The 25193-nt window shown below is 47.4% G+C and carries 32 protein-coding genes and 2 tRNA genes; 25 read left to right on the top strand and 9 right to left on the bottom strand.

The window, feature by feature from the left end:
- Positions 1–19: 19 nt before the first annotated feature.
- Positions 20–2425 carry a ribonuclease R gene (gene rnr, locus QEO93_RS00820; RefSeq protein WP_044250299.1) on the bottom strand — a complete coding sequence of 802 codons (2406 nt, stop codon included), beginning with the start codon at positions 2423–2425 and terminating at the stop codon, positions 20–22.
- Between the two features lie 83 nt (positions 2426–2508).
- Here rnr and QEO93_RS00815 point away from each other — a divergent pair.
- Positions 2509–2595: transfer RNA gene (locus tag QEO93_RS00815), tRNA-Leu, on the top strand.
- Positions 2596–2900: 305 nt separating this feature from the next.
- On the opposite strand, the gene QEO93_RS00810 is transcribed toward QEO93_RS00815, so the two are convergent.
- Positions 2901–3032 (bottom strand): hypothetical protein, encoded by a 132-nt coding sequence (locus tag QEO93_RS00810; protein WP_280642254.1) that lies wholly within the window; start codon positions 3030–3032, stop codon positions 2901–2903.
- A 408-nt stretch (positions 3033–3440) separates the two neighbouring features.
- On the opposite strand from QEO93_RS00810, the gene QEO93_RS00805 reads away from it, so the two are divergent.
- The 4 genes from QEO93_RS00805 to QEO93_RS00790 all read left to right on the top strand — a co-directional run bounded on the left by QEO93_RS00805 (position 3441) and on the right by QEO93_RS00790 (position 5895).
- Entirely contained in the window at positions 3441–4643 is a 1203-nt protein-coding gene (locus QEO93_RS00805; RefSeq protein WP_032137578.1) for a phage tail sheath subtilisin-like domain-containing protein, read from the top strand.
- Between the two features lie 157 nt (positions 4644–4800).
- Entirely contained in the window at positions 4801–5310 is a 510-nt protein-coding gene (locus QEO93_RS00800; RefSeq protein ID WP_032137577.1) for a phage major tail tube protein, read from the top strand.
- A 43-nt stretch (positions 5311–5353) separates the two neighbouring features.
- The gene (locus QEO93_RS00795) at positions 5354–5701 is read left to right on the top strand and encodes a hypothetical protein (protein ID WP_032137595.1); all 348 of its coding nucleotides are present in this window, start codon (positions 5354–5356) and stop codon (positions 5699–5701) included.
- A gap of 17 nt (positions 5702–5718) precedes the next feature.
- The gene (locus QEO93_RS00790) at positions 5719–5895 is read left to right on the top strand and encodes a hypothetical protein (RefSeq protein WP_179184645.1); all 177 of its coding nucleotides are present in this window, start codon (positions 5719–5721) and stop codon (positions 5893–5895) included.
- A 48-nt stretch (positions 5896–5943) separates the two neighbouring features.
- Here QEO93_RS00790 and QEO93_RS00785 read toward each other — a convergent pair whose 3' ends face one another.
- Positions 5944–6117 (bottom strand): hypothetical protein, encoded by a 174-nt coding sequence (locus QEO93_RS00785; RefSeq protein ID WP_157686329.1) that lies wholly within the window; start codon positions 6115–6117, stop codon positions 5944–5946.
- Positions 6118–6191: 74 nt separating this feature from the next.
- Here QEO93_RS00785 and QEO93_RS00780 point away from each other — a divergent pair, with 74 nt between their 5' ends.
- The 3 genes from QEO93_RS00780 (at position 6192) to QEO93_RS00770 (ending at position 10502) form a co-directional block, all read left to right on the top strand.
- Positions 6192–8786, top strand: coding sequence for a phage tail tape measure protein (locus tag QEO93_RS00780; protein ID WP_052368780.1), 2595 nt, complete (start codon positions 6192–6194; stop codon positions 8784–8786).
- A 95-nt stretch (positions 8787–8881) separates the two neighbouring features.
- Positions 8882–9331: a phage tail protein gene (locus QEO93_RS00775; protein ID WP_032137593.1), complete on the top strand. Its 450-nt coding sequence runs from the start codon at positions 8882–8884 to the stop codon at positions 9329–9331.
- A 1-nt stretch (position 9332) separates the two neighbouring features.
- A complete protein-coding gene (locus QEO93_RS00770) occupies positions 9333–10502 on the top strand; it encodes a contractile injection system protein, VgrG/Pvc8 family (protein ID WP_032137576.1) in 1170 nt (389 codons plus the stop codon).
- Positions 10503–10539: 37 nt separating this feature from the next.
- Here QEO93_RS00770 and QEO93_RS00765 read toward each other — a convergent pair whose 3' ends face one another.
- Both QEO93_RS00765 and relB read right to left on the bottom strand, forming a co-directional pair.
- A complete protein-coding gene (locus QEO93_RS00765; protein WP_032137575.1) occupies positions 10540–10824 on the bottom strand; it encodes a type II toxin-antitoxin system RelE/ParE family toxin in 285 nt (94 codons plus the stop codon).
- Positions 10824–11012: a type II toxin-antitoxin system RelB family antitoxin gene (gene relB / locus QEO93_RS00760; protein WP_032137574.1), complete on the bottom strand. Its 189-nt coding sequence runs from the start codon at positions 11010–11012 to the stop codon at positions 10824–10826. The genes QEO93_RS00765 and relB overlap by 1 nt, the downstream gene beginning before the upstream one ends.
- Positions 11013–11051: 39 nt before the next feature.
- On the opposite strand from relB, the gene QEO93_RS00755 reads away from it, so the two are divergent.
- The gene (locus QEO93_RS00755) at positions 11052–11375 is read left to right on the top strand and encodes a hypothetical protein (RefSeq protein WP_032137573.1); all 324 of its coding nucleotides are present in this window, start codon (positions 11052–11054) and stop codon (positions 11373–11375) included.
- Between the two features lie 63 nt (positions 11376–11438).
- On the opposite strand, the gene QEO93_RS00750 is transcribed toward QEO93_RS00755, so the two are convergent.
- On the bottom strand, positions 11439–12164 hold the full coding sequence (locus tag QEO93_RS00750) for a helix-turn-helix domain-containing protein (protein ID WP_085815473.1): 726 nt from the start codon (positions 12162–12164) through the stop codon (positions 11439–11441).
- Between the two features lie 445 nt (positions 12165–12609).
- Between QEO93_RS00750 and QEO93_RS00745 the strand changes: the two genes are divergently transcribed.
- The 12 genes from QEO93_RS00745 to QEO93_RS00690 are packed head-to-tail and all read left to right on the top strand — an operon-like array spanning position 12610 to position 18611.
- Positions 12610–12804: a type II toxin -antitoxin system TacA 1-like antitoxin gene (locus QEO93_RS00745; RefSeq protein ID WP_032137572.1), complete on the top strand. Its 195-nt coding sequence runs from the start codon at positions 12610–12612 to the stop codon at positions 12802–12804.
- 14 nt (positions 12805–12818) lie between these two features.
- On the top strand, positions 12819–13205 hold the full coding sequence (locus tag QEO93_RS00740; RefSeq protein WP_143445729.1) for a hypothetical protein: 387 nt from the start codon (positions 12819–12821) through the stop codon (positions 13203–13205).
- 3 nt (positions 13206–13208) lie between these two features.
- Positions 13209–13676, top strand: a complete 468-nt coding sequence (locus tag QEO93_RS00735) for a YmfL family putative regulatory protein (RefSeq protein ID WP_032137570.1) — start codon at positions 13209–13211, stop codon at positions 13674–13676.
- Complete coding sequence (locus tag QEO93_RS00730) at positions 13663–13914, top strand: ogr/Delta-like zinc finger family protein (protein ID WP_032137569.1); 252 nt, start codon at positions 13663–13665, stop codon at positions 13912–13914. The genes QEO93_RS00735 and QEO93_RS00730 overlap by 14 nt, the downstream gene beginning before the upstream one ends.
- A 4-nt stretch (positions 13915–13918) precedes the next feature.
- Entirely contained in the window at positions 13919–14329 is a 411-nt protein-coding gene (locus QEO93_RS00725; protein ID WP_032137568.1) for a hypothetical protein, read from the top strand.
- Entirely contained in the window at positions 14326–14574 is a 249-nt protein-coding gene (locus QEO93_RS00720; RefSeq protein WP_032137567.1) for a hypothetical protein, read from the top strand. The genes QEO93_RS00725 and QEO93_RS00720 overlap by 4 nt, the downstream gene beginning before the upstream one ends.
- Positions 14561–14761 (top strand): hypothetical protein, encoded by a 201-nt coding sequence (locus tag QEO93_RS00715; protein WP_143445728.1) that lies wholly within the window; start codon positions 14561–14563, stop codon positions 14759–14761. The genes QEO93_RS00720 and QEO93_RS00715 overlap by 14 nt, the downstream gene beginning before the upstream one ends.
- Positions 14758–14991: a GIY-YIG nuclease family protein gene (locus QEO93_RS00710; RefSeq protein ID WP_032137565.1), complete on the top strand. Its 234-nt coding sequence runs from the start codon at positions 14758–14760 to the stop codon at positions 14989–14991. Before QEO93_RS00715 ends, QEO93_RS00710 begins: the two co-directional genes overlap by 4 nt.
- 10 nt (positions 14992–15001) lie before the next feature.
- Positions 15002–17461, top strand: a complete 2460-nt coding sequence (locus tag QEO93_RS00705) for a replication endonuclease (protein WP_245190664.1) — start codon at positions 15002–15004, stop codon at positions 17459–17461.
- Positions 17462–17469: 8 nt separating this feature from the next.
- On the top strand, positions 17470–17757 hold the full coding sequence (locus tag QEO93_RS00700) for a DUF4224 domain-containing protein (RefSeq protein WP_003789673.1): 288 nt from the start codon (positions 17470–17472) through the stop codon (positions 17755–17757).
- A gap of 22 nt (positions 17758–17779) precedes the next feature.
- Positions 17780–18355 carry a hypothetical protein gene (locus tag QEO93_RS00695; RefSeq protein WP_245190663.1) on the top strand — a complete coding sequence of 192 codons (576 nt, stop codon included), beginning with the start codon at positions 17780–17782 and terminating at the stop codon, positions 18353–18355.
- On the top strand, positions 18336–18611 hold the full coding sequence (locus tag QEO93_RS00690) for a tyrosine-type recombinase/integrase (protein WP_245190662.1): 276 nt from the start codon (positions 18336–18338) through the stop codon (positions 18609–18611). The genes QEO93_RS00695 and QEO93_RS00690 overlap by 20 nt, the downstream gene beginning before the upstream one ends.
- 114 nt (positions 18612–18725) lie before the next feature.
- Here QEO93_RS00690 and QEO93_RS00685 read toward each other — a convergent pair.
- Positions 18726–18801: transfer RNA gene (locus QEO93_RS00685), tRNA-Ile, on the bottom strand.
- A gap of 269 nt (positions 18802–19070) precedes the next feature.
- Between QEO93_RS00685 and QEO93_RS00680 the strand changes: the two genes are divergently transcribed.
- Both QEO93_RS00680 and mfd read left to right on the top strand, forming a co-directional pair.
- Positions 19071–19370: a tetratricopeptide repeat protein gene (locus QEO93_RS00680; protein WP_052368773.1), complete on the top strand. Its 300-nt coding sequence runs from the start codon at positions 19071–19073 to the stop codon at positions 19368–19370.
- A gap of 106 nt (positions 19371–19476) precedes the next feature.
- Positions 19477–22860 (top strand): transcription-repair coupling factor, encoded by a 3384-nt coding sequence (gene mfd, locus QEO93_RS00675; RefSeq protein WP_032137564.1) that lies wholly within the window; start codon positions 19477–19479, stop codon positions 22858–22860.
- Between the two features lie 38 nt (positions 22861–22898).
- On the opposite strand, the gene QEO93_RS00670 is transcribed toward mfd, so the two are convergent.
- Entirely contained in the window at positions 22899–23048 is a 150-nt protein-coding gene (locus QEO93_RS00670) for a hypothetical protein (RefSeq protein WP_209434862.1), read from the bottom strand.
- Between the two features lie 9 nt (positions 23049–23057).
- Between QEO93_RS00670 and QEO93_RS00665 the strand changes: the two genes are divergently transcribed.
- Together QEO93_RS00665 and recD are read left to right on the top strand one after the other, a co-directional pair.
- Entirely contained in the window at positions 23058–23210 is a 153-nt protein-coding gene (locus QEO93_RS00665; RefSeq protein ID WP_209434861.1) for a phosphotyrosine protein phosphatase, read from the top strand.
- Between the two features lie 35 nt (positions 23211–23245).
- Positions 23246–24913, top strand: a complete 1668-nt coding sequence (gene recD, locus QEO93_RS00660) for an exodeoxyribonuclease V subunit alpha (RefSeq protein WP_032137563.1) — start codon at positions 23246–23248, stop codon at positions 24911–24913.
- 50 nt (positions 24914–24963) lie between these two features.
- Here recD and QEO93_RS00655 read toward each other — a convergent pair whose 3' ends face one another.
- Positions 24964–25164 carry a hypothetical protein gene (locus tag QEO93_RS00655; protein ID WP_085815472.1) on the bottom strand — a complete coding sequence of 67 codons (201 nt, stop codon included), beginning with the start codon at positions 25162–25164 and terminating at the stop codon, positions 24964–24966.
- Positions 25165–25193: the final 29 nt, after the last annotated feature.

Genomic DNA, 25193 nt, shown 5'->3' with positions numbered 1-25193 from the left:
TAAATTGCAGCCTGAAAACTTATTTGCGCTTACGAGAAACCTTTTTCGGCTGCCCACTTTTAATTTTTACTTTAGCCTTTTTCTTCTTTTCAGGCTGCGCTTTATTGCCAGACTGATTGCGATTTTCAGGCTGTGATTTGTTTTTCTTTTTCGTTTTTTTCGCCGATTTTTCAACCAAATGCAACGCCTCTTTCACCATCACATCAACATTGATTTCAGGCTGCTTTTTGCCACGTTTTTTCGGTTGCGTACCGCCAGTAATCAACACCAAATCAATCTTACTGGTTTCCAAATCCGCACGCGCCACTTTTACCGTTACCATATCACCCATGCCAAATCGCACACCGCCACGCTCGCCCACCATCGCCAACAAATCCGCACGATAATTAAAATAATCCTCACCCAATTCGCTAACGTGAACCATGCCCTCAATATGCACATCGTCCAGCGTAACAAAAATGCCAAAATTCGCCATGTGCGTGATTTTGCCCGTAAAAATTTCGCCAACTTTATCACGCATATAATACGTTTTCAGCCAGCTTTCCACATCGCGGCTCGCGTCATCGGCACGGCGTTCACAATACGAACAATGCACGCCCAACTCCTGCCAACTGCTGACATCATACGTTTTCTTCGCCAAAACCGCCTTAATCGCCCGATGTACCAACAAATCAGGATAACGGCGAATCGGCGAAGTAAAATGCGCGTAATGCTCATACGCCAAACCAAAATGTCCCACATTTTCAGGCTCATACATCGCCTGCTGCATAGAACGCAACAACATCGTTTGCAACAATTCACGGTCGGGACGGTCAGCGATTTTTGCCGCCAACTCCCCATAATGTTTCGGCGTCGGATTATCGCCGCCGCCCAAACTCAAACCCAGCAACGCCAACTGTTCGCGCAACGTCGCCAATTTTTCAGGTGTTGGACCCAAGTGATTGCGATACAGCGCATTGTGCTTGTTTTTCAACAAGAAATCCGCCGCGCACACATTCGCCGCCAACATACATTCCTCAATCAACTTATGCGCGTCATTTCGCACCACAGGCACAATGCGCTCAATTTTACCGTTATCGTCAAAAATCATTTGTGTTTCAACGGTTTCAAATTCCATTGCGCCACGTTTTTGGCGTTTTTGCTGCAACACTTGGAATAATTTGTACAACACGTTCAGGCTGCATGAATATTCATTTTCCGTTTTATTTTCAAGCCATTGCCAAACTTGGTTATACGTCAAACGCCCATGCGATTTCATCACCGCAGGGTAAAACGAATACTCTTTCACATTGCCTGCGTAAGTAATCGTCATGTCGCACACCATGCAAAGCCGCTCAACATCAGGGTTCAGCGAACAAATGCCGTTAGACAAACTTTCAGGCAGCATGGGAATCACACGGCGCGGAAAATACACACTTGTTGCCCGTTCACGCGCATCAAAATCAATCAAATCATCAGGTTGCACATAATGGCTCACGTCCGCAATCGCCACGACTAAACGATAATTGCGCCCCACTTTTTCCGCGTAAACCGCGTCATCAAAATCGCGAGACGTTTCGCCGTCAATCGTAACCAACGGCAAATCACGCAAATCCACCCGATTTTTACGGTCAGCCACGCGAACTTTATCGGGGATTTTCGCCGCCACTTTCAGGCAGCCTGCACTAAATTCATGCGGCAGACGATGTTTCCGCACCGCAATCTCAATTTCCATGCCGCTATCTGCGTAATCGCCTAATACTTCAACGATTTTCGCCACCGCAGGACGATGATTTTCAGGATAACTTTCAATTTCCGCTACCACCACTTGCCCCGATTTCGGCGAAAATTGCGCCACGCTATCAGGCTCTAAAATAATGTTTTGATGCAAACGCTTATCTTCAGGTTCCAGCACCGCCACGCCGCGTTCCAAATAAAAACGCCCCACGACAGATGTTTGCGCCCGTTCCACAATGTCCAAAACCTGACCCTCGCGGCGACCGCGTCTATCCAAACCCAATGGACGCACCGTAACAATATCGCCGTGCATTACGCCGCGCATTTGGCGTTCATACAACACTAAATCGCCGTCGCCAGTCGGTTTCAACGGCACAGCAAAACCAAAGCCGTCCTTATGCGCTTCAATGCGACATTTCACGATGTCCAATTTTTCCGCCACGCATACTAAACCGCGACGGTTAATCAAAATCTGACCGTCTCGCGCCATCGCTTTTAGGCGGCGTTCAAAAAATTCCTGCTCGTGTTCTTCAATGGATAATTTTTCAGACAGCGCTTCCATTTTTTGTGGTACGCCAAGTTCTTCTAATAATTGAATAATCCACTCGCGGCTTGGTAAGGGATTATTGTCGTATTTCGCACGTTCACGCGCCAAATACGGGTCTTTTTCTCGTAAATTCAATTCGTTGATATTTTTCTTTTTAGCCATTCTTGACAATCCTTTTGTAGTATTTATATAATGCAATCTTTCTTGATTGCGACACTTTAACGCAAACACAATAGAAAAGCAAAGCCCAGATGGCGGAATTGGTAGACGCGCTAGTTTCAGGTACTAGTGTCCGTAAGGACGTGGAAGTTCGAGTCTTCTTCTGGGCACCAAACACCCAAATCAACACCCTATTAAGGGTGTTTTTTACGTTCACAGTGCTATGTAACTACTGATTTCAAGCAGCCTGCAATAACAAAAGCGACTGCAACGTCGCTGTTGAATAGATGGCATGGATTAATGAACACGTTCTTGGGAAATTTCCTGCAAAACTTGTTTTAATCTAGGTGTACGCTGAGCTTGTTTTTTGATGCTGTATGCAATGACGGCGTGAGCTGTTTCATCATCATATAGCATATATTCAGCAAACCTGCGACCAGCCTTGCTGTCCAAGAAAATGGCAATGTCACCTAAATGTTTATGTATTTATGTTGAGTGATTTCGCTAATGATAACAACCGCAGTGTCCCAATGGATTGAGTATTTAAGCCTAAGCGTGCGATTGTGCCAAAGAAGCCATATTCAGGATTGTGGGTATTAGGGATATTCATCATCCTGTCTCCATTAATTGATGACTGCATGATGCCTTTGGTTTATGGTAATAGCTAGCGATGAGATTGCTCAATTTGCACAGTTGTAAAAAATCCTGCTTGTAATAAGCAGGATCTGAAACTTTGTTGCACGGTATGAAATAAATAGTAAGTGGGTTTATCTTGCAAAATGTGGGGAGAATTTCGCGCGTGGCATCAGCCTGCGCGGTTTAGCCCGAATGGTTTAGCGCAATCTTTTAATTAAAAATAAGAAAAAAAGCAGCCTGCACTTGGGTTTATGCCCTGTTGCAGGCTGCTTTTTTGCCCCAAAGCGTTAAAAGCGCGGTTAAACGCCTTTGCCAGCAGCCAAATCGAATCAAAACGGCATAATAAACGCTATTTATTGTTGCTTTTTGATGAGGACGCATTATGGCAAAAGCAGCCCGACACCACGGCATTACCACCAAAGAATACACCACAGGCGCACGCGCCATTGACGACATTTCTACCGCCATTATCGGCATGGTTTGCACCGCAGACGATGCCGATAACAGTGTATTCCCACTCAACCGCCCTGTTTTTTACACATCAGCCAACGAAGTTTTGGGTAAAGCAGGCAACACAGGTACGCTCGCCAAATCGCTCGATGCCATCATCGACCAAGCAGACGCGCAAATTGTGATTGTGCGCGTACCACATAGCAATAACGCAAACGAACTCAAAGCCAACATCATCGGCACATCAACAGGCAACACCCACACAGGCATTAAAGCCCTATCACGCGCCAAAGCCACATTGGGCTACACCCCAAAAATCTTGGGTATTCCCGAGTTGGATAGCTTGGACGTATTGAAAGAATTGGTGAGTGTTGCCGAGCGCACACGCGCCTTTGCATATGGCAGCGCAGGCGGTACAGCCGAATTGACCAAAGTAGCAGAATACCGCAAAAACTTTGGCAACCGCGAATTGATGTTGATTGACAACGAATTCATGGCATTTTCCACCGCCACCCAAACCAGCACCACCGCCGCCACCATTGCCCGAATTTTAGGTGCGCGTGCCAAGTTGGATAAACAAATCGGCTGGCACAAATCCATTTCCAACACCGAAATCAACGGCGTAAGCAGCCTGCAATTCTCACGCAGCTTTGATATTTTAGATTCCAACTGCGATGCCAACACCCTGAATAATGCCGATGTAACCACGCTGATTCGTGAAGACGGTTTTCGCGTGTGGGGCAACCGCACCTGCTCCAACGACAAAATAATGGCGTTTGAAGTGGCAACCCGTTCCGCGCAAATCATTCAAGAGACCATTGCCAGCGGCTTTATGTGGGCAATGGACAAACCCATGCACCCGAGCTTAATGGAAGACATCATCATGATGATTAACGCCAAATTAGCCGAATACGTTGCCAAAGGCTACATTTTGGGAGCGCGTGTGTTTGTGGACAAGAGCAAAAATACCAGTCAAACCGTGCAAGCAGGACAGTTCACATTCAGCTACGAATGGACATACGTTCCGCCGTTAGAAAACATGGTGCTTGAGCAATACAACAGCGACACATTCTTTGTGAACTTGGTGGACAAAGTGATTAGCTTTGCCAATAGCTTCAAAGCAGCAACCGTTTAACAACAAGCAGCCTGCACAAAACAAAACGCCGTTAAGCGGGAACTTAACAGCGTTTCTCAATCCATACCGATGAAAGAATGAATAAGCCAAATAGTAACCCCATTAAAATTGACTGTAAAGCGAATTTCAATATGGAAAATTAAGGATACCAAAACAAATGAAAATGCCCAAACAACTCAAAGGTTTCAACCTGTTTACAGACGGTGAAAATCAATACGGCGTGATTGTCGATATTTCGCGCCCTAAAATTTCGCGCAAAACCGAAGACTACACACCTGGTGGCGCAATGGGCGAATTAACCGTTGCCCACGGTTTTGAAAAATTAGAAATGGAAATCACGTCCAAAGGTTATGACGCAGATATGCTCAAAACGATGACCAGCGCGATTAACGGTAAATTATTTCGCTATCAAGGCGCATTGCAAGAAGAAGACGGTACAGGCTATCGCATTTTAAAAGGCGAAGGGCGCGGTCGCATTATTGAAGCCGACCCTGGTACAGACAAACAAGGCGAAGGTGGCGAACACAAGTTCAAAGTTGCCCTGACTTACTGGAAAGAAACGCTAGACGGCGAAGAAATCTTGGAACTGGATTTTATGCAAAACAAAGCCAGCTTTGGCGGCGTGGACGAGCGTAAAGAACTGCGTCAGGCATTGGGCTTGATGTAACCTAACAACCATGCAGCCTGCAATCCAAACAGAAAGAAACACCATGAATCCCACCATTAAAATCAACCCAGACAACACCGTAACCGTAGCCCTGACCAGTGGCACATTTGTTTTGCGCGAACCAATCGGCAAAGACATGGACGGCATGGGGCAAGACTTAATCAAAATTAAACACACCGACACCGTGCAAAAATTGCTATCGCGCATTGCCACGCCGTCTATCACACGCGCAATGTATGGCAAACTCACGCTGCCCGAAACGCAGGCATTGAATGTGGCTATTGATTTTTTTTCAGCGTCCCCGAATGCGAAAGCGGAAATGCATGCTGCTTTGACGGAATTGGGCTACCTATCGGAATCCGATTCCGAGCCAACCAATTTGCTGCAATAATCAGCCAGCAGCCCAATGTGTGGGAAGTCGCTCACACAAAAGAGCTGAAATACTACAACGCCATCGCCGATTGTCTCGCTCAATGCGCGGCAGCTTTTGGCGGTGGCGTTGCCGCATTTGGGGACTACCCACTACTCGCCTTGCTGCGTTGGACGCATCGCGCGGTTTTGGTAACGCACGGAGATGATGAATGAATAAAAAAGCAGCCTGCACAAACAAGCTGCCTAAATCAACCAAAAAAATTAACCCAAATGAATGTCAAACACAACCATGATAAGGGTTGCTAAAAATGCCAAACTTAAAACCAAAGCAACCAAGGCATTCAAAATCATGCCCAATAAAACACCCCAGCCAAAACCAACAATATTTGCGGTGGCAATTTCTTCTGTTAGGGTGGTTTTTTTTGGTGTGTTCATCATCGTTCTCTGGATTCGTACTCAATCATGTATGCGTTTTAGCACAAATACCATATCAGAACAAGGATTAAATAATGGCGCAAGATTTAGTTATGAAAATTATCATGCAAGCGACAGACAAAGCCAGTGCAGCATTTGGGCGCATCAAAGCAGCCAGTAGCGGATTATCGGGCAGCCTGCACGCAACACAAAAAACATTAGCGCAGACCAATGACTCATTAAACAAAATGAAAAGATTTGCCGATTTGCAACAAAAACTCCAAGGTGCAGCAGCCCAAAGCGATAAATTAACACGCGAAATTCATCAGCTTTCACAAGAAATCCAAAAGGCAGGCAAAGCAAGTGAGCAGCAAATTCGGCAAATGGCAAAACTGGAAACCGCATCACAAAAAGCCAGCATGAATCAGCAAAATTTACGCGACCAAAGCCAACGATTGTCTTTTGAATTGCGTAAAGCAGGTGTGAATACACAATATTTTGCTACCGAGCAAGTTCGCTTGCATGATGCCGCAGCCAAAACCACAGCACAACTGGCACGACAACGCGAAGCCTTAATCAAAATAGAAAACGCACGCAGCAGCGCAAAAAAAATGATGTTAATGAGCGCAGGTGCAAAAGGGGTTGGCTGGCTGGCAAAAGACAATGCCGTATCCATGGCAACATCTTTGCAAGGAAGCGTAACCAGTGCCATGAGCGAAGAAGATGCCATGCAAGGCGTGATTCGCCAAGTGGGTAGCCTAAAAAATGCCGATGGCAGTTTAAATCATGCCGAAATCGCCAAAATGCGCCAAGAAATCCAAGCATTAAGCAACGAATTGCCAATGGCAACGGTGGAAATTATCAAAATGTATGCCGCAGGTGCAAAAATGAATGTACCGCGTGAAGAGTTGCGCGGCTATGTAACCGAAGCCGTCAAAGCTGCCAACGCCTTTGAATCGGATAATCCAGAAAAATTAGCCGAAGAATTGGGCAGAATCCGTGCTAATTTCCAGTTGTCCAAACAGGCGGCTAGTGAATTGGTTAATGTATTGAATTATTTAGATGACAATGCACTTGTGTCGGGTGACCAGTTGATTGACTACATGAACCGCGTTTCGGGTAGTATGGGTTTAGCTAAAATGAGCGAAAGACACGTTGCTGCCTTGGGGTCGGCATTGATGAGCGCAGGCACAGAAGCCAGCACCGCAGCCCAAGCGGTTGGCAGCTTAATGACACGTTTGGCAACCGCGCCCGAGACAAAAGAAGTGCGCAATGCCATTAAGGCGATTGGACTGAATGCTCGAGTGGTGCAAAAAGGCATGGTAACCGATGCCCAAGGCACATTAGAAAAAATTGTAGCGGCGGTTAAAAAAATGCCAAAAGAACAGCAAGCAGGTATTTTAAAAGGCTTGGCAGGTGGCGAATACAACCGCGTTTTTGCTGGATTGATTACCGATACCAAAGCGTGGAACGAACAAATCAAACTTGCTACGTCACAAGAAGCCTTGGGCAGTTTGGATAAAGAGTTTGCTATCCGCGTGGAAGCCATGAGCGCAAAATGGGAGATGTTTAAAAACAAATTTTTCAACGCTCAATCAGGCTTTGGGCGTGGCTTATTTGACGGCTTGCAATATGGTATAGATATATTAGGTGGCTTGCTAGAACGCTACAACGCTTGGGCAGCGCAAAATCCGCAACAAGCGACTATGTTATCCAAAATCGCAGCAGGTGCGGTATTGCTAATGGGCGCGGTCGCTGGCTTATCTTTGGCATTTAGCGCAGTGTTGCTGCCCATTGCAGGCGCAAAATTTTTATGGGCAAGTCTATTTGCCAGCATGAGCGGTGGCACAGGTATTTTTACAGCCATTGGCAGCGGCATTCGCATCGTTTCCTCCGCCCTGCTCGGCTTTGGGCATGTCGCCAAGGCATTTTTAGTCAGCAATCCATTTGGTTGGGCGATTCTTGCTGTGTCCTTATTGGCAGCGTTGTATCTCAACTGGGAAAAAGTCAAAAACGCCATTGCATCAGGTTGGGCATGGTTGCGCGGTATTTTGCGCGATAACCCATTGATTGGCGCATTTGCAGGTCCAATCGGCATGATTGCCAGCTTAATCGCCAATTTTGACCGCTTAATTGCCAAAGTGCAGGCTGCTAAACACGCGATTGCCCATTCCAGCTTTGGACAAGCAGCAGCAGGCATTTGGAATAAAGTAAAAAGCGTGGCAGGTTTTTCACGCGGTGGCTACACAGGCGCAGGCGGCGTGAACGAAGCCGCAGGCATTGTCCACAAAGGCGAAGTGGTGTTCAGTCAGCGCGATGTGGCACGTTTTGGCGGCTGGCAAATGGTTGAGCGTCTGCGACAAGGCGGCGCGAATCTGTTAGCCAAAATGGGCGGTTCAAGCAGCCTTAATATGGGTGCAATGGCAGTTCGTGCAGCCGAAAAATTAGGTGGCATATTTTCAGGCAGCGAAAACAAACCCAGCGTATTGCCACGCCCGACCGTGTTTGCACCGCCCCAAATAGCAGGAATGGGCAGCCTGCACATGGGTGGCGACAACATTACCATTCACATTCACGCCACGCCCAATCAAGACCCACGCAGTATCGCAGATTTAGTCTTGCAGAAATTGCAGCAACGCGACCAAGCCAAACGCCGCCGCGCCAACAGCAGTTTTATGGATAAAGACTAAAACCGTAGGGTATGCCACGCGCACCAAACCTTTCAGGCAGCCTGAAAAAACGGTGCGCACGGCACACCCTGCATCAACATAAGGAAACCCAAAAAATGGCACTTGCAACCTTGGGGTTGTTCGTATTTCACATGAACACAATCCCCTTTCAAAACATCAGCCGCAGCCAAACATGGAAACACCCACATCAAAATATCGTTGGCAGCATGCCACCGTCCCAATTCACAGGCAAAGACCCCGATGAAATCAACATCAAAGCCGAATTACGCCCTGAAATCACAGGCGGCGAAAACACCGTTGAATTTGTGCGCCAAATGGCAGACACAGGGCAAGCACACCCCTTAATCATGGGAACAGGTAAGCTAATGGGTAGTTTTGTGATTACCAACATTCAAGAAGACCAAAGTGAGCTGATGTGGGACGGCAAACCGCGCTCAATTTCATTCACCATGACCCTAAAAAAAGTATCCGACCACGCATTCGGCGTGGACGGCGAAGCATTGGGTTTAGCCGTGGGCATGGTGCGCGCACTCGCAGGGGTATGATATGGCTTTTGATTTAGACACGCTCGCCAACACCACCCGAAAAGTCTTTGACCAATTATTTGACGACCAAGGGCGACATCTGACCCCAATCGCAGAACTCACAATCAACGGCAAAACATTTGGCACACAAACCCTATCGCGCATTATCAGCCTAGATTTAACCGACAAGCGCGGCTTTGAAGCAGACGAATTAACCATAGAGCTAGACGACCGCGACGGCGCAATCGCCATACCCAAAATGGGCGACAAAATCACACTCGCGCTGGGTTATGCCGAAACAGGCGTAGTGGATAAAGGCGAATACCTGTTTTCCGAATTTACCCATTCAGGCAGCCCTGATACATTGAGCATTACCGCACGCGCCGCCGACCTCGCCGAAAGCCTAGCTGAGCAAAAAGAAAAATCGTGGCACAAACAAACCCTGCATCAAATCGTGCAAGCCATTGCCACGCAAAACAGCTACACAGGCGAAAAATGCAAAATTGCCGAAAGCTACAAAAACACACGCATTGACCACATAGACCAAACCAATGAAAGCGATGCCAGTTTTTTAAGCCGACTAGCCGAGCAATATGGCGCGATAGCCACCGTAAAACACGGCATTTTTCTGTTCACGCCCGAGGGCGAAGCGCAAACCGTAAACGGCAAGCCCATTCCAGCCTTAACCATTACACGGCAATCGGGCGATAGACACAGCTTTACCTATTCCACCACCGACAGCTACAGCGCCGTTCGCGCGTTTTACACCGACAAAAAAACAGGCAAGCGCAAAGAGGTGGTGGTGGACAAAACCAACGTGCAGCCCGAGCGTAAAACCAACCGCAACGGTAAACAAAAACCGCCCAAAGCCAATGCCAACCGCAAAATTGACACCGCAGGGAAAAAAGTCAAAACCCTGCGCCATTTATATGCCCGCAATTCGAGCGCATGGAGCGGAGCGCGAACCGCATTCAAAAAACTGCAACGTGGCGCAGCACAATTTAGCATTACACTCGCCGCAGGTCGCCCCGATTTATTCCCCGAAACGCCTGTGATTGTGCAAGGCTTCAAGCCCGAAATTGACCGCGAAAAATGGCTCATCACAGAAGTGCAACACCATTTGGACGACGGCGGCTACACATGCAGCCTGAAACTGGAAGCGATGTTGGATTTTGAGGGCGGTGAAGAATAAAAAAGCAGCCTGCATGTGGGTGCAGGCTGCCTTTGGGTTAAATTCTTGGTAAATTTTGGCGAGCATGAACAATCGCCACAATTTCCACTTTATCAGCCAAAACGCGATACAAAATAATATAGTTTGGGTGTGCCACCAATTCGCGCAGTCCTTTCACGCGAGAACTCATAGGAAACATATACGGCATTTGCGCCAGTTGCAAAACAACCGTTTCCAAGCGTTCACGCATTTTAATGGCGGCAGGCAAATTTTCTTGCGCGATATACGCCACAATTTCCAGCAAATCATCAGAAGCGCGAGCATTCCACTCAATCGGCAACATTATTCTTGCCCTTGTTGCGCTGCTTCTAAAATCGCATCTAAACGCGCCATTAACAAATCATGTGGCACATTAGGGCGCGTATCGGCTAGATTATGCGCCACTTTGTCGTTTAGCCATTGATTGTATTTATTTTCTTGCGCTTCATCGGCAAAAATAGAAGTCCAAGGATTAGTAGGATATGCTAACATGATTAACTCCCAATTTTATTGACACAGAAAGGTAACGCTATGACTTATTCTACACAAGAAGACTTAATGCGACTAATGCCACAACGTCGCGCAGCCAGTCAATATTTGCAGCAGCTCACGCAGTCAGACAATGGCGATTCTATCAGCTATGCTTTTTTAGTTATTCCAAAAGACTGGAAGGATAATCCCCCGCCTGAATCTGTTTTAGCAGCTCTTCGCAATAGTGGCTATGAGCTGCATTGGCTAGCCGTGGCAGATTCTGTTCCAGCCATGATGTTGCTGCCAAGCGCAGAGTTTCGTCCGCAAGCATGGCATACAACAAATGAGCGTGAACTTCAAGGCGATTGCCCACACTCGGCTTAATCTCGGTTGTGCCTTCGGCTAATCCTAAGGCCTCGTCTTTGGTTGCCATAATCATAATGAAGATTACCCTTTATCGTTTTTTATATTCAAATTTTCAATGTGTCCGTTGCCTGCATTGGCTTGACCGACATTGCCACCGCTAATGTGAATGGTAGGTTTTGAATACACGATTTCTTCTCCGTGAACGAAACGGCGGATAAACGTGAAAATACAATCTTGCTGCTCGCTGGTTAAGCTATCAAAACCTGTGAGCAGCATTTTTTGTTCTGGGTTTAATTGATTATTTTGAATATCGGTCTGCTGCTCAATTTCATCAACTGGATATTCAAATTTACGCTTTTCTAAATTAGTAAGCAGTTTCACTAAATTAGGATTAGCTTGATGAAATTTGATTTCGCTTATTTCTGCAGTAACTTTCTTTAATAAACAAGCTAACTTGGTTTCAGATTCAGTTAACGGTAAATCTTGATTGCCTAAATCATAACTAAGCATTTCAAGCCAAATTCTATGCTCTTTATCTTTAAGCGTTAATAATTGCTTGGGAGTAGGTTTATGAGAGGCTGGGACACCGTATTTATTACCCTTATTCAAAATCAACCAATCCAAAGAAACCGAACTAATTTGAGCAATTTTTATACACTGCTCCAACGGTAGCGATTTGCGTTTTTTATATCCGCTCATTGCTGCCGTTGTTACGCCCAATTTCTGTGCTAATTCATAATCAGATTTAGCATTCATGGCTTCTTTTGCTCGCTCCAATACTGGAACAATTAAAGTTTTTTCGCTCAAAAGAAAATTCCTAAATAAAACAAAAGTCTAACTTTGAATTAGTTAAATAGCTTACATTTAGTTATTGAATAGCTAATTAAAGGTGGTATGTTATCAACTCTGTCAAAGGCAATATACAAGCAACCTAAACGAAAGAAAGGGCTTCAAACTGAAACCAGTTAATCAATATTTCCGCGCCAAACGCATCGCGCTGCACAATTTATCTGTTTGCGGGATGTTGGCTATTTCTCAATCTTCTGTGAAAGTGGCACATGAGCAATTTAAGAAATTGCGCGTTCTCTGCAAAATATTCTGGATTTTACGCGATGTAGGTGTTAATTGCTTCATCAAATTCTGAGCGTGAATCGTTTAAATATTGGGATTGAAACATTCTGCTCTCACTTATTCACTTGTTTGATATATCTGCAACAATATACAAACAGCATACAAGAGAGGTTATTTTATCATGTCTTCTGAAAATATCAATCGTGCGTCTAATAAAAAAGGCGCGTCTCCTATCGTAAATGTGCGTGTTCCTGTTCAAAACAAGGACATTATTTGCCGAGCGGCTGAATTAAGCGGTATGCCAATCGCTGCTTTTATTCGCATGGCTGCCATAGACCGTGCTTATGAAGTGGTTAAGGCACGCACCGCTGTGTGATGAAGGGGCAAATCATGGATAAAAAGGAATTTCTGAAACAACTCAAAGCTATTTTAAAACCTATCCCTGAAAAAGGGCTGCGCGACAAACTGCAAGCACGGCGTATTGAATGGTTTAAAGAAGGTGATGCTACGCCTGCTCAATTACTTGAATCTGCTCAAATCGAAGCGAGAACTTATCGCTTTTTGCCTGCGGATTATCCGCAAGAACGCGAGCTGTATGAACAAGCATTGCGCGAAGAATATGGCGAATTTTGTGGCATTCGTCTTGATAAATATGGCTACGATACTGCCTTGATTGACCGTATTCAATGGCAAGTTTTTTTACGCGGTGTGCAGTTAATTCGTGGCGAGAGTTTAGACAAAACGGTGCAATCTGAACACCAAAATAATAAGGGGTAAATCATGAATAACCAAATTCAACTGTCTTTGCGTGAAATGGCAAAATCGCCCAACGGTGGTCATGCCACCACGGCTGCTATGCTGGGCTTGACGCTATCGGCGTTGGAAAACCGTTTGTATCAAATTAAGGGGCAGGCGTTGAGCATTGAGCAGGCAATGATTATGCAGCGCATGACCGAACGCACGGATTTTGCCGAAGCGGTGGCGCGCGAAAGCGGTGGCGTGTTTGTGAAGTTGCCTGAACTGGACGCAGCTGCATTGTTGGGCTTGGATATTACCGAAGACTTTTTGCACACGTTCCGCGATGTGGGCTTGCTGTGGGACGAATGGCGCGAAATGACCGAAGACGGCAAATTGGAAAGCGAAGAAAGTGCGCGTTTGTGGCGCAGAGTGCATTTATCGGTTCGCAGGCTGCTTGGTATTGCGGTGCAAAGCGACCGAATTTTTGGAGCAAAGCATGACGAAAATTAAATACAGGGTGGTCATTGATTGCCCTGTTTGCGGTGGTCCTACGGCAATTAAGCGCAGTCAGCGTGTGAGTAATTTATCGCGGCAATATAGTTTGGTGCAATGCGTGAATCCGCTGTGTGGTTGGTCGGGTTGTGGCGTGTTTGAAGTCACGCACACGTTAAGCCAGCCCAGCGCGAAATATCAAAGCAAGCGACTTCCACCCATGGCAAATGGCGATGTATTGAGCGAATTGGATTAGGGGTATGGCAATGGCGGCTGGACTTGATGATGTTCTGGAGGATTTGGACGTTGGGGTGTTGGTGGCGGAAATGTATCGAGTGTGTGACGAAGCAAAAATGAAAAATGCCAAAATTATGCGCAACTTGAATGTGGGTGCAGCAAAACAAGTCAAGGTATCCGAGCCTATTTTGTTTGATGTGTTGCTAAAACCCATGCAGATACAAGCGATTAAGCAGATGCAGGAAATTTTGACACAAATGGCACGTTTGGCACGACAAGCAAACCATTTGGCGGTGCAAAGTGAATTGGCGTGGGCGTTGCCAACTTTGTTTTTGATTGAATTGAGCGACTACGCACATCGCGTGGATAAGTTGTTGAAGTCGTCAGAGCGAACGGCGCGGATGCGTGGTTTGAATGTGGAGCGTGAAGTATGAATCATCCAATCAATGGGGCGATAAATGGCTGTGTGCAGCGCGAAGCGGCGCGGTTGTTTCGCTTGGCAAAATGCTATGGTGAGCAGTCGTTTGATGGCGATGCGATTGCTGCCAACAAGGCGCATGGTTTGTTTGAGCGGTTGCGCGGCATGGAGCAAAAGCAATGTGTCAAAGAGTTTGATGCATACAACGCGAAATTGATGCAGAAATTGAATTTAAATCAACCAAACAATGATATGGAGTAACAACATGGGATTTTTGACTTGGGCTTTATTAGTGGTAACGGTGGCATTGGTGGCGGTAGTGCTGTTTGTGGTGGGGTTTGTGGCAGGTCGTTTGCATTGCAGACGCGATTTGCGCCGCACAAGCTGCTTGGTGGTGAGTGGCGAGTTGTTTAAAACGGTGGCAGGACAAATGGAGCGCGAGCCATGAAACATTGCTATATCCGTAAAGTGGCGAACATGTTGTGGTTGGCGGTGTTTTTGGCATTGGCAGCCTGCACAGGGCAAACGCAGCAACGTACGGCATACGGCAATAAACGCGGTGTGTATGTGATTAAAGATAGCGACACAGGGCGCGAATTTGTGGGTATTAGTGGGGTGGGCATTGCCGAATTGGGCAGTCATGCCAACCCGAGTGTAAAACGTGAAGTAGAGCAATAGGAGCAGTCAAATGGCGGTGGTGGCAAGCAAAAAAACGCAATCGGCAAGCCGATTTTTGCAGCAAAATCAAGTCAGCAATTTATACCCAAAGGTAGAAGATTTGCTGAGCTTGGCAATGCAGCAGCGTTTGGATAGCTTGCCCAATTATTTTGCCCAAGTGGCGCGTGCAGGCTGGTTGAGCCGTGCCGACAAGTTACGCAATCCCGATGCGCTGAAATTGACTTATAACGTGAATAACGTGTTTAGCGTTTGGGAGGCGGACGACTGGCTGGATAATTTGTTGCGTCCGTTTGAGCAGCATAATTTGCCATTGGATTTGAATGCCAGCGATGATGAAATTGTGCAACTGGCAGAAAACACCGCCAAACGCTTTGAACAAGGCATTGTGTACTACGGCTGGGATTTGGATACACAGCGCGAAAAGGCACAAGCGTTGGGTGTGGATTGGTTTATGCGCTTTGCCAAGCAAATTGAGCTTGGTTTTTTTGACGCGATTTCGCTGCGTTTGCGTGATGCGCGTTGGTGGAAACGGCATTTTAGACGTGTGTTTATGCGCCGTTTGGAGCATGTGTATCGCGGTCATTGCAATTTGGTTCACGCTAAAAAATGGCTTTATACATCGCGCGACAATGTGCAACGCAGACGGCAGCAAAAAGCGCGTAATGCGGCTGTGCTGGATATGATGTTGATGGTAAATGAATTGGGGCAGGAATTTAAATTGGCGGAGTTGGTTGAAAAATCCAATGCTAATCCTGCGATTCGCCGTGCGGAATTAATGGTGCGGATTGCTGGCTTTGAATCGGTGGCACAGGATTTGGGTCATGCTGGCGAGTTTATGACTTTGACTTGTCCGAGCCGTTTTCATCGCGCACATCGTTTGAGTGGTGCGGAAAACAGTAAATACGATGGCAGCACACCGCGTGATGCGTCGGTTTATTTGAACCGTGTGTGGGCGCGTGTGTTGGCGGAATTGAAGCGCAACGATATTCAGATTTATGGTTTTCGCGTGGTTGAGCCGCACCACGATGGCTGCCCACATTGGCATGGTTTGTTTTTTATGCCAACCGAGCAGCGCGATTTGTTTCGTCGCATTGTGGCAAAACATGGCTGCCGCGATAGCCGCGAAGAATTGGGTTTGCGCTATTTTTTGCGCAAAGGCGAGCGTTTGCAGCACGCGCGTGAAGTGCAGGCTGCTTTGTTGAGCTGCGGCGAAGCGAAGCAATCTTTAAGCGAGATTGCGGCGCGTTTTGCGGTGGAAGATGAATTTTGGAGCAAGGCAAATTGGCGTGTGTTTCACGATGTGAAAGCGCGAGTGGATTTTAAGGCGATTGATTGGAATCGTGGCACGGCTGCTGGCTACATCGCTAAATACATTGCCAAGAATATTGACGGCAAAAATGCGCTGGGGCAGGAAATTGGCGATGATGACGAGAGTTTGATAGGGGAAAGTGCGGCGGCAACGGCGGCTTATGTGGACGCTTGGGCGAGCTTATGGGGCATTCGTCAATTTCAGCAAATTGGTGGGCCGCCTGTGTCGGTGTGGCGTGAATTGCGCCGTGAGTTTGCCGATAAGCAGCCTGATGAAGACAGCGAAATTTTGCGTGCGGCGCGTGCGGCGGATTTGGGCGACTGGGGTAAATTTGTGCAAGTGATGGGCGGTGTGCATGTGAAACGTGCCGACCGTCCTGTGCAGCTGTATAAAGAATTGCCCATGGAATCGGGCGAAGTGGCAAAAAATCGTTATGGTGAGCCGTGCGATAAAGCGATTCGTGGGGTTTTGTGTGCAACAACAGGCGAAATTCGGTTCACGCGCATTCATGAGTGGGTGTTGTGTTTCGATAAAGGTGGCGTAGCCACCCCTTGGACTGGTGTCAATAACTCTACGAATTTGTTGGACGATGAAAAACCGCGTCAAAAATCGGCAAAAAATCCAACCGTGGCAGAAAGTGTGCGCCATGTATTTGGTCCGACTGCGCGTGCAGGTTGGGCAAAACAGCGCGATTTTATACAGGCTGCTTTGGCGCAAGATTCGGAAGTGCCACCAGCGGTACAACGTCAATGGCGCGAAGAAATGTCGGCTTTGGACGAGAGCTTGCGGTTGCCTGAATGGAATGCGGAGCGTTGGTTGGGTTGGGTGCAACATCATGCCGATGAACAGCAAGAATGGGTGCGCCAAGCGCATGAACAGGCGAATCGCGCTAAACAGCAAAGCGAGCAAACGCAAGAATTGCGCGATTATTTGGCGACTTTGCGAAGCATAGGAACGAGTGCATGGGACGCTTCGGGCTTTGGTCGCTATGAGAAAAAAGTGCAGGCTGCTTTGCGTGAACAAAGCCGTGCGCCTGCGGTGCGTCCTGAAAAATTTACCAAGCCAAAACAATACGATAGTTTGGAAAGCGTGTTGCGCGATGCTGCTGCTTTGGAGCAGAAATTGGCGGCGCAATGGGTGGATTGGTTGAATGATTTTTAATCTGCCATATGCTATATCAAAAGGCGGTGCAGGCTGCTTTGGTTGGCATGAAATGGGCTGGAGGTATGATGAATAGCTTGTTTTTGAATAAAGATGAAATGGTGGTTTTGACAGGCAAGGTGCGTGCCAAACCGCAAATTCGGGCATTGGCAGAGCTGCGTATTCCGTTTTTGGTTAATGCGGCTGGTCGTCCGATTGTGGCACGTGCGGCGGTGGAGCGTGTGTTGGGTGCGGTGGTTGTGCCTACGCAGTCGCCTGAATCGATGCGCTGGAAAAGTCATCAAACAGATGGTTAAACTGGCTAAATTGGGGGGGAGCATGGCAAAAAAGCGGTCGTTACCTGCGCGTTTGCGTGAAAAGGTTATGAAAAATGGTAAGGTGTATTATTACTATGATACTTGCCAAAAACCGCGTAAATGGTTGCCATTGGGCGCGGATTTTTACGAAGCGTTAAAGCAATATGCAGATTTGGAGCGTGAATTTAATGTGCAGGAAATGGCGGCACGTGTGAGCGATGTTTTGACTTTTGCTTATGTGACAAAGCGGTATGTGCGCGAAGTGTTGCCGACCAAATCGCTGGCAACGCAAAAGTGTAATTTTCGTGAACTGGATAATTTGTTGTTGTTTTTTGATAAACCGCCTGCGCCTATCAATGCGATTCGCCCTGTTCACATTCGGGAGTATTTGGATTGGCGCAGTAAAGCGGCGAAAACTCGGGCAAATCGTGAAGTGGCGTTGTTTAGCCATATTTTTAATAAGGCGCGTGAATGGGGTTATGCGGATAATGAAAATCCTGTGCGCGGTGTCAAGAAAAATGTGGAAAAAGGGCGCGATGTGTATGTGTCGGACGATATGTTTTGGCGTGTGTTCAATCGTGCAGATAGGCATAGATGAGCGGTCGATTTCGTATAACCAGTTGCGCTATGGCATGGACAAGGCGCGGCGATTGGCTGGGGTGGATAAGGCGGATTTTCAATTTCGGGACTTACGCGCCAAGGCTGGTACGGACAAGGATGAGGAACTGGGGCTAAATGCGGCGCGTGATTTGTTGGGACATAAAAATAGTAATATGACGGTGCAGTATGTGCGGCATCATAAGGGTAAATTGGTGCAACCGACCAAGCTGGATTGGGGCAATTCATTGACGTGATTTTTGGGTGTTTTTGAGAGAAATGTAGAACAGACGAAAAAATGTAGAACGAATCACGCTGTTTTAAAAATAAAGCAACCGCATGAAAAGCTAGATTTCATGCGGTTTTTTGTTTGGTGGGTCGGGTGGGTTTCGAACCCACGACCAAGGGATTATGAGTCCCCTGCTCTAACCCCTGAGCTACCGACCCGTGTTCAGAAAGTTAAGCTGCGCATTATAATAGATTTACAAAAACACAGCAATATCACACAGCACAATTTCAGGCTGCATTCAAACCATTCAATCGCCGCCTGAAAAATTATGGCATTTTCCCAACACATTCACGCAGCCTGAAAACAAAGATTTGCCATTTTCAGGCTGCGTGGATTACACTCTTTAACGTTTCATTTTGAAACGATTTTTTTATTTTATAGACTGGAAAGGACGCAAGATGCGATTTCCCCCTCCTGAAAAATTTTATTGAGCATTTTAACGGCTGCAATGTTAAGTGTGGCAATGCCTGTTTTGGCAAATAATGATGACCAAGGTTTGGCTGCTTATAACCGACAAGATTACACAACTGCATTTAAAATTTGGAGCGAATTAGCTAATCAAGGCAATGCAGCAGCGCAACACAATTTGGGCGTAATGTATGAACAAGGACAAGGCGTAGCGCAAAATTATCAACAAGCCGTTCAATGGTATCAAAAAGTTGCTAATCAAACAGCCGATGAAGATGCTAGAGAAAATGCAAAAGGACATCTGGAAACTTTAAAATAAAAGGGCAAATAACCCCATAAAAGCAGCCTGAAAACAATCCCAGTTCTCAGGCTGCCTTTTTTGCTAAAATACCGCATCTTTCAATCATTCAGGCAGCCTGAAAAACATGAACTACCCCATTCCCAAACCCACCCAAAAAACCTACTGGACAGAACTTTCTTCAGGCAGCATTGCCTACTTACTCGCCCAAAATCTTCCCTCAAACCCACTCAAAATCATCTTAACCCCCGATTCCGAAACCGCCCAACGCCTACAAGCCGAGTGGCAATTTTTCCGCCCCAGCGACACCGCGCTCTATCTCCCCGATTGGGAAACACTCCCCTACGAACACTTTTCGCCACACCAAGACCTTGTTTCCGAACGACTTTCCGTCTTGTGGCAGCTCAAAAACGGCAACGTAAACGCGCTCTTTCTGCCCGTTTCCACCGCCATGCAAAAAGTTGCGCCGACTTCGTTTATTTCGGGACGCACCTTTTGGCTCAAAGTCGGGCAAAATTTAAACGTCGAGCAACTTCGCGCCAATCTCGTGGACGCAGGTTACAGCGCGGTTTCCAACGTGGTGGCGGCTGGCGAATTTGCGGTGCGCGGTGGGATTGTGGATTTGTTTCCAATGGGAAGTGAGTTTCCGTATCGCATTGATTTATTTGATAAAGAGATTGATACGATTAAAACGTTTGACCCCGAAACGCAACGAACAATCCAATCCATTGATGAAATCCGCCTATTGCCAGCGCACGAATTTCCCACCGACAGCAACACGCAAAAGATTTTCCGCAGCCGTTTCCGCGAAGAAATTGACGGCGATTTTGCCAACGCGGTGGTTTATAAATCGGTCGGCAACGGACAATTTGGCGCAGGCGTGGAATATTATTTGCCGCTCTTTTTTGAAAATGGCTGTGTTCAACTATTTGATTATATTGATGATGATGCGATTGTGGTTTGCACGGACGATGTTCACGCCTACGCCAACCGTTTTTGGGGTGATGTGAAATCGCGCTACCAAATGGCGCAGGGCGATTCGCATTATCCGCCGCTTGAACCGCAGCATTTGTTTTTGTCGCCCGACCAATTTGCAGGCTGCCTGAAAAAATTTCCGCAAATTTGGACGCAGCCGTCTGCCGTTCACGATTTGCCGAATGTGGCGGTTAATCGTCAATCGGACGAGCCTTTACGCAATTTAGCGAATTTTGTGAATGGGTTTGACGGCAAAATTTTAGTTTGCGCGGAAAGTTTGGGGCGGCGCGAAACAATGTCGGCGTTTTTCAGGCAGCATGGTTTGGAATTGCAACACGTTGAAAATTGGCGTGAATTTATTTCAACAAGCAGCCTGCAACTTGGGGCGTGTGTCGCGCCTTTGTCGCAAGGTTTCAGGCTGCCTGAAAATATGGCAGTTATTACTGAAAACGATTTATATCAATATGTTAGCAAACCACGCACACGCCGCCGCAAACACGCCAGCGTGTCCGACACCACGTTACGCGATTTGGCAGAAATCAACATCGGCGACCCAGTCGTCCACCAAGAACACGGCATTGCGCGATACATGGGCTTGACTGTATTGGATTTCGGCGACGGCGCAAATGAAATGATGTTGCTGGAATACGCCAACGAAGCGCAACTCTATGTTCCTGTTGCACAATTACATTTAATTAGCCGCTACGCAGGCAACGCCAGCGAAAAAATCGCGCTGCACAAACTCGGCACAAACGCTTGGAGCAAAGCCAAACACAAAGCTGCCGAAAAAGCGCGAGACACCGCCGCCGAATTGCTCAATTTATACGCCCAACGCGCCACGCAGACTGGTTTTAAATTTGAAATCAATGAATTGGATTATCAAGCATTCGCGGACGGTTTCGGCTACGAAGAAACCGAAGACCAAGCCGCCGCCATTTTAGCCGTGATGAAAGATTTGACCCAAGCCAAACCAATGGACAGGCTGATTTGCGGCGATGTCGGTTTCGGCAAAACGGAAGTGGCGTTACGCGCCGCGTTTGTGGCGGTCATGGGCGGCAAACAGGTGGCGGTGCTTGCGCCTACCACGTTGCTGGTTGAACAACACGCGAAGAATTTTGCTGACCGTTTCGCCGATTTTCCTGTAAAAACGGCGGCGTTATCGCGTTTTAACAGCAGTAAGGAGACGAAAGCGACACTTGACGGCATGGCGAATGGCACGGTGGATATTGTGATTGGCACGCATAAATTGGTGCAAGATGATATTGTGTTTAAAAACTTGGGTTTAGTGATTATTGACGAAGAACACCGTTTTGGTGTGCGCCAAAAAGAGCAACTGAAACGACTTCGCGCCAATGTGGATTTGCTAACTTTGACCGCCACGCCGATTCCGCGTACGTTGAGTATGGCGTTGGAGGGCTTGCGTGATTTTTCGCTGATTACGACTGCACCGAGCCGCCGCCTTGCCGTCAAAACATTTGTGAAACCGTTTAGCGAGGGCAGTATTCAGGAAGCCGTTTTGCGTGAATTGAAACGCGGCGGACAAGTTTTTTTCCTGCATAATGAAGTGGATACGATTGAAAATATGCGCGATAAATTGGAAAACTTGCTGCCTGAAGCGCGAATTGGTGTGGCACATGGTCAGTTGCGTGAACGTGAGTTGGAACAAGTGATGCGTGATTTTTTAAATCAAAAATTCAATGTGTTACTCTGTTCCACAATTATTGAAACGGGGATTGACATTCCGAACGCGAACACGATTATTATCAATCGGGCGGATAAATTTGGCTTGGCGCAACTGCACCAACTGCGCGGACGTGTGGGGCGCAGTCATCATCAGGCGTATGCGTATTTGCTCACGCCCGAATTTATCACGAAAGACGCGGAAAAACGCTTGGACGCGATTGCGGCGGCGGACGAATTAGGCGCGGGTTTTGCGCTTGCCATGCAGGATTTGGAAATTCGTGGCGCGGGCGAAATTTTAGGCGAGGGGCAATCGGGCGAGATGATGCAAGTCGGTTTGACGTTGTACACGGAGATGCTAAAACAAGCGGTGCGGGATTTGAAAAAAGGGCGTGTGCCTGATTTGGACGCGCCGTTGGGCGTGAGTACAGAGATTAAATTACACGCGCCTGCGTTGCTGCCTGAAAGTTATTGCCCTGATATTCACGAGCGTTTGGTGTTGTACAAACGCTTGGCGGCTTGCGAAAATATGAATGAAATCAATGCAATTTTTGAAGAATTGGTGGATAGATTCGGGCTGCCTGAAACGCCTGTGAAGACTTTGGTGGACAGTCATCGGCTGCGTTTGGCGGCGAAAGCGTTGGGTGTGGTGTCGGTTGATGTGAATGCGGCGGCGGCAACTTTGACGTTTGGCAAATATATGACGGTTGAGCCAGCACATATTATCGGCTTGATGCAGCGCGAAAAGGGCTGGCGCATGGCTGGGGCAGATAAGTTGCGCGTGGAAATTGACGGCGAGACGGTGGAGCAGAGAGTTGATGCGGTTTCGCGGATTTTTAGATTGTTGGGGAAATGAGTTTTCAGGCAGCCTGAAATCGATTCCCCCACATGAACCTACTCTTCATATGTTCCCGCAACCAATAACGCAGCCCAACCGCCGAGCAGCTTTTCCGCCAACACCCACATCACACCGCGCGTTCTGCTGGCACAAGCCCAAACGCGCGGCGCACCGTTTCCGCTACCGATATTGCATGGGCAGACCACATTTTTGTGATGGAAGAAAAACAGAAATTGCGCCTAAAAGCTGCATTTCCACGCGCTCTACAATACAAATCTCTTATCGTGTTAGACATTCCCGACAACTATCACTACATGGACGCAGAATTGATTAAACTGCTCCAACAAAGCCTGCAAGATTACTTATAATACAACCCCATTCCCTCACACTCAGCCTGAAAACCATGCCAGACAAAACCCATTCCCCAGCCCACGCCGCCCAAACGCTTTTCAACCAAATCGCCCCCGAAGCCGCGTCAATCGTCGCCCCATTTGTGGAACGACTCTTCGCTGCCTTTGCCAATGGCGATACCTTTATCTACATCAGCCCCACCGACAGCGAAACACTCGCCCAAGCCCAGCCCATTGTGGGCAACGACAGCCGCTCCCCCATCGTGCTACACAAAAACCAATTATTCATCGCACGAAACTGGCAATTAGAAAATGACTTAGCCAAACAAATCAAACGCCTATCCACAAACAATTGCATCACGCAGCCTGAAAACCACACTAAACACCTACGCGAATGGTTCAAACTTTCAGGCAGCGAAGACCAACAAGCTGCCGCCGCACTCGCCCTGCAAGAAAACTTCATCTTAATCAGCGGCGGACCTGGCACAGGCAAAACCACCACAGTTGCCAAACTGCTCGGATTACTATGTCAAAATAAAACCTTGCCGCACATCGCCCTAGCCGCACCCACAGGAAAAGCCGCTGCACGTCTATCCGAAGCCTTGCAAAATGCCGTTCATCAAATCCCCAATTTGCCCGAAGCCACCGCCGAACATCTCAATGCATTATCAGGACAAACCGTCCACCGACTGCTCGGCTTAAAACCGCCGCAAATGCAGCCTGAATACCACTCACACAACCGCCTTTCGCTGGATATTGTATTGATTGACGAAGCGTCCATGCTCGACAACCATTTGCTGCTGCAACTGCTGCTCGCCCTACCCGACCATTGCCGCGTGATTTTGCTAGGTGATGCCGACCAATTACCGTCCGTAGGTGCAGGCGCGATTCTTGCTGCCTTGTCGCACAGCAAACCTTTGCAGCCTGAAAACATCGCCCAACTCAACGCCCTGTTACCTGAACGCACCGATTGGCACACGCTCGCGCAGCAACACGCCAAACTCACGCTCAGCCACCGATTTGGCAGCGATAGCGGCATTGGCAACCTAGCGCGCGCCGTTGGCACAGGCAACGCAAACGCGTGGCAAACTTTTGCGCAGTTCCCAGAAGAATTGCACACGCAGCCTGAAAACCCAGTCAAACTCGTCAAACAACTGTATCAAGCGCACAAAAATTACTGGCAAGCCATTGATTCAGGCGATGTTGCCGCAGCGTTTGCCGAACAAGCCAAACTGATGGTTTTAACCGCACTGCGTGACGATGCGGAACAAATCAACACGCTTTATCACCAACTGCTGCAACAACACCGCAATATCGTGCCCAATGAAATTTGGTTTGCAGGGCAAAGCATTATGATTATGCGAAACGCGCCCAACCAAAATCTGTATAACGGCGATATTGGGATTATTATGCAGCCTGAAAATTCAGAAAACTTGTGCGCGTGGTTTCAAAATGGCGATACTTGGCGCAGCGTTCCCCTGTCGCGCTTGCCTGAGTGTGAACCTGCGTTTGCGATTACCACGCACAAAAGTCAAGGTTCGGAATACGAGCAAGTTTGGTTTGTCGCGCCGACACAAGCAGAATTTAGTCGCGCTCTACTCTACACAGCGATTACTCGCGCGAAAAAGCAGTTTGTGTATTGGGGCGGCGAAAGTGGTTTTCAGGCTGCGTGTGGCAATACGGAAAACCGCCGCAGTGCTTTGAAACAGTTTTTAGCTTAAACAAAAAAGCAGCCTGAAATCATTTTCAGGCTGCTTTTTTATTTGCAGGTTTATGCACCAAAACCTGCTGCATTTACGGCTGCTTTGAACGCTGCTTCATCAAAATCATCACCGTGAGTAACGATTACAAAACCACCTTCATGGTTTGCATTAATAAATTTTACGCTTGCTAGGCTACTGGTTTTTTCTACTAAGCGGTCGCCGTCTTCTTTGCTTTTTAGTCCACTTACTGTAATTTTAGATTGTGCCATTGTTTAGCTCCTTGCTGAATTTTGTGTAT

Source organism: Kingella negevensis, assembly GCF_030177895.1.
Classification (GTDB): Bacteria; Pseudomonadota; Gammaproteobacteria; order Burkholderiales; family Neisseriaceae; genus Kingella_C; species Kingella_C negevensis.
The sequence above is the reverse complement of the archived record's forward strand: the minus strand, read 5'-3'. Positions and strand labels throughout refer to the sequence as shown.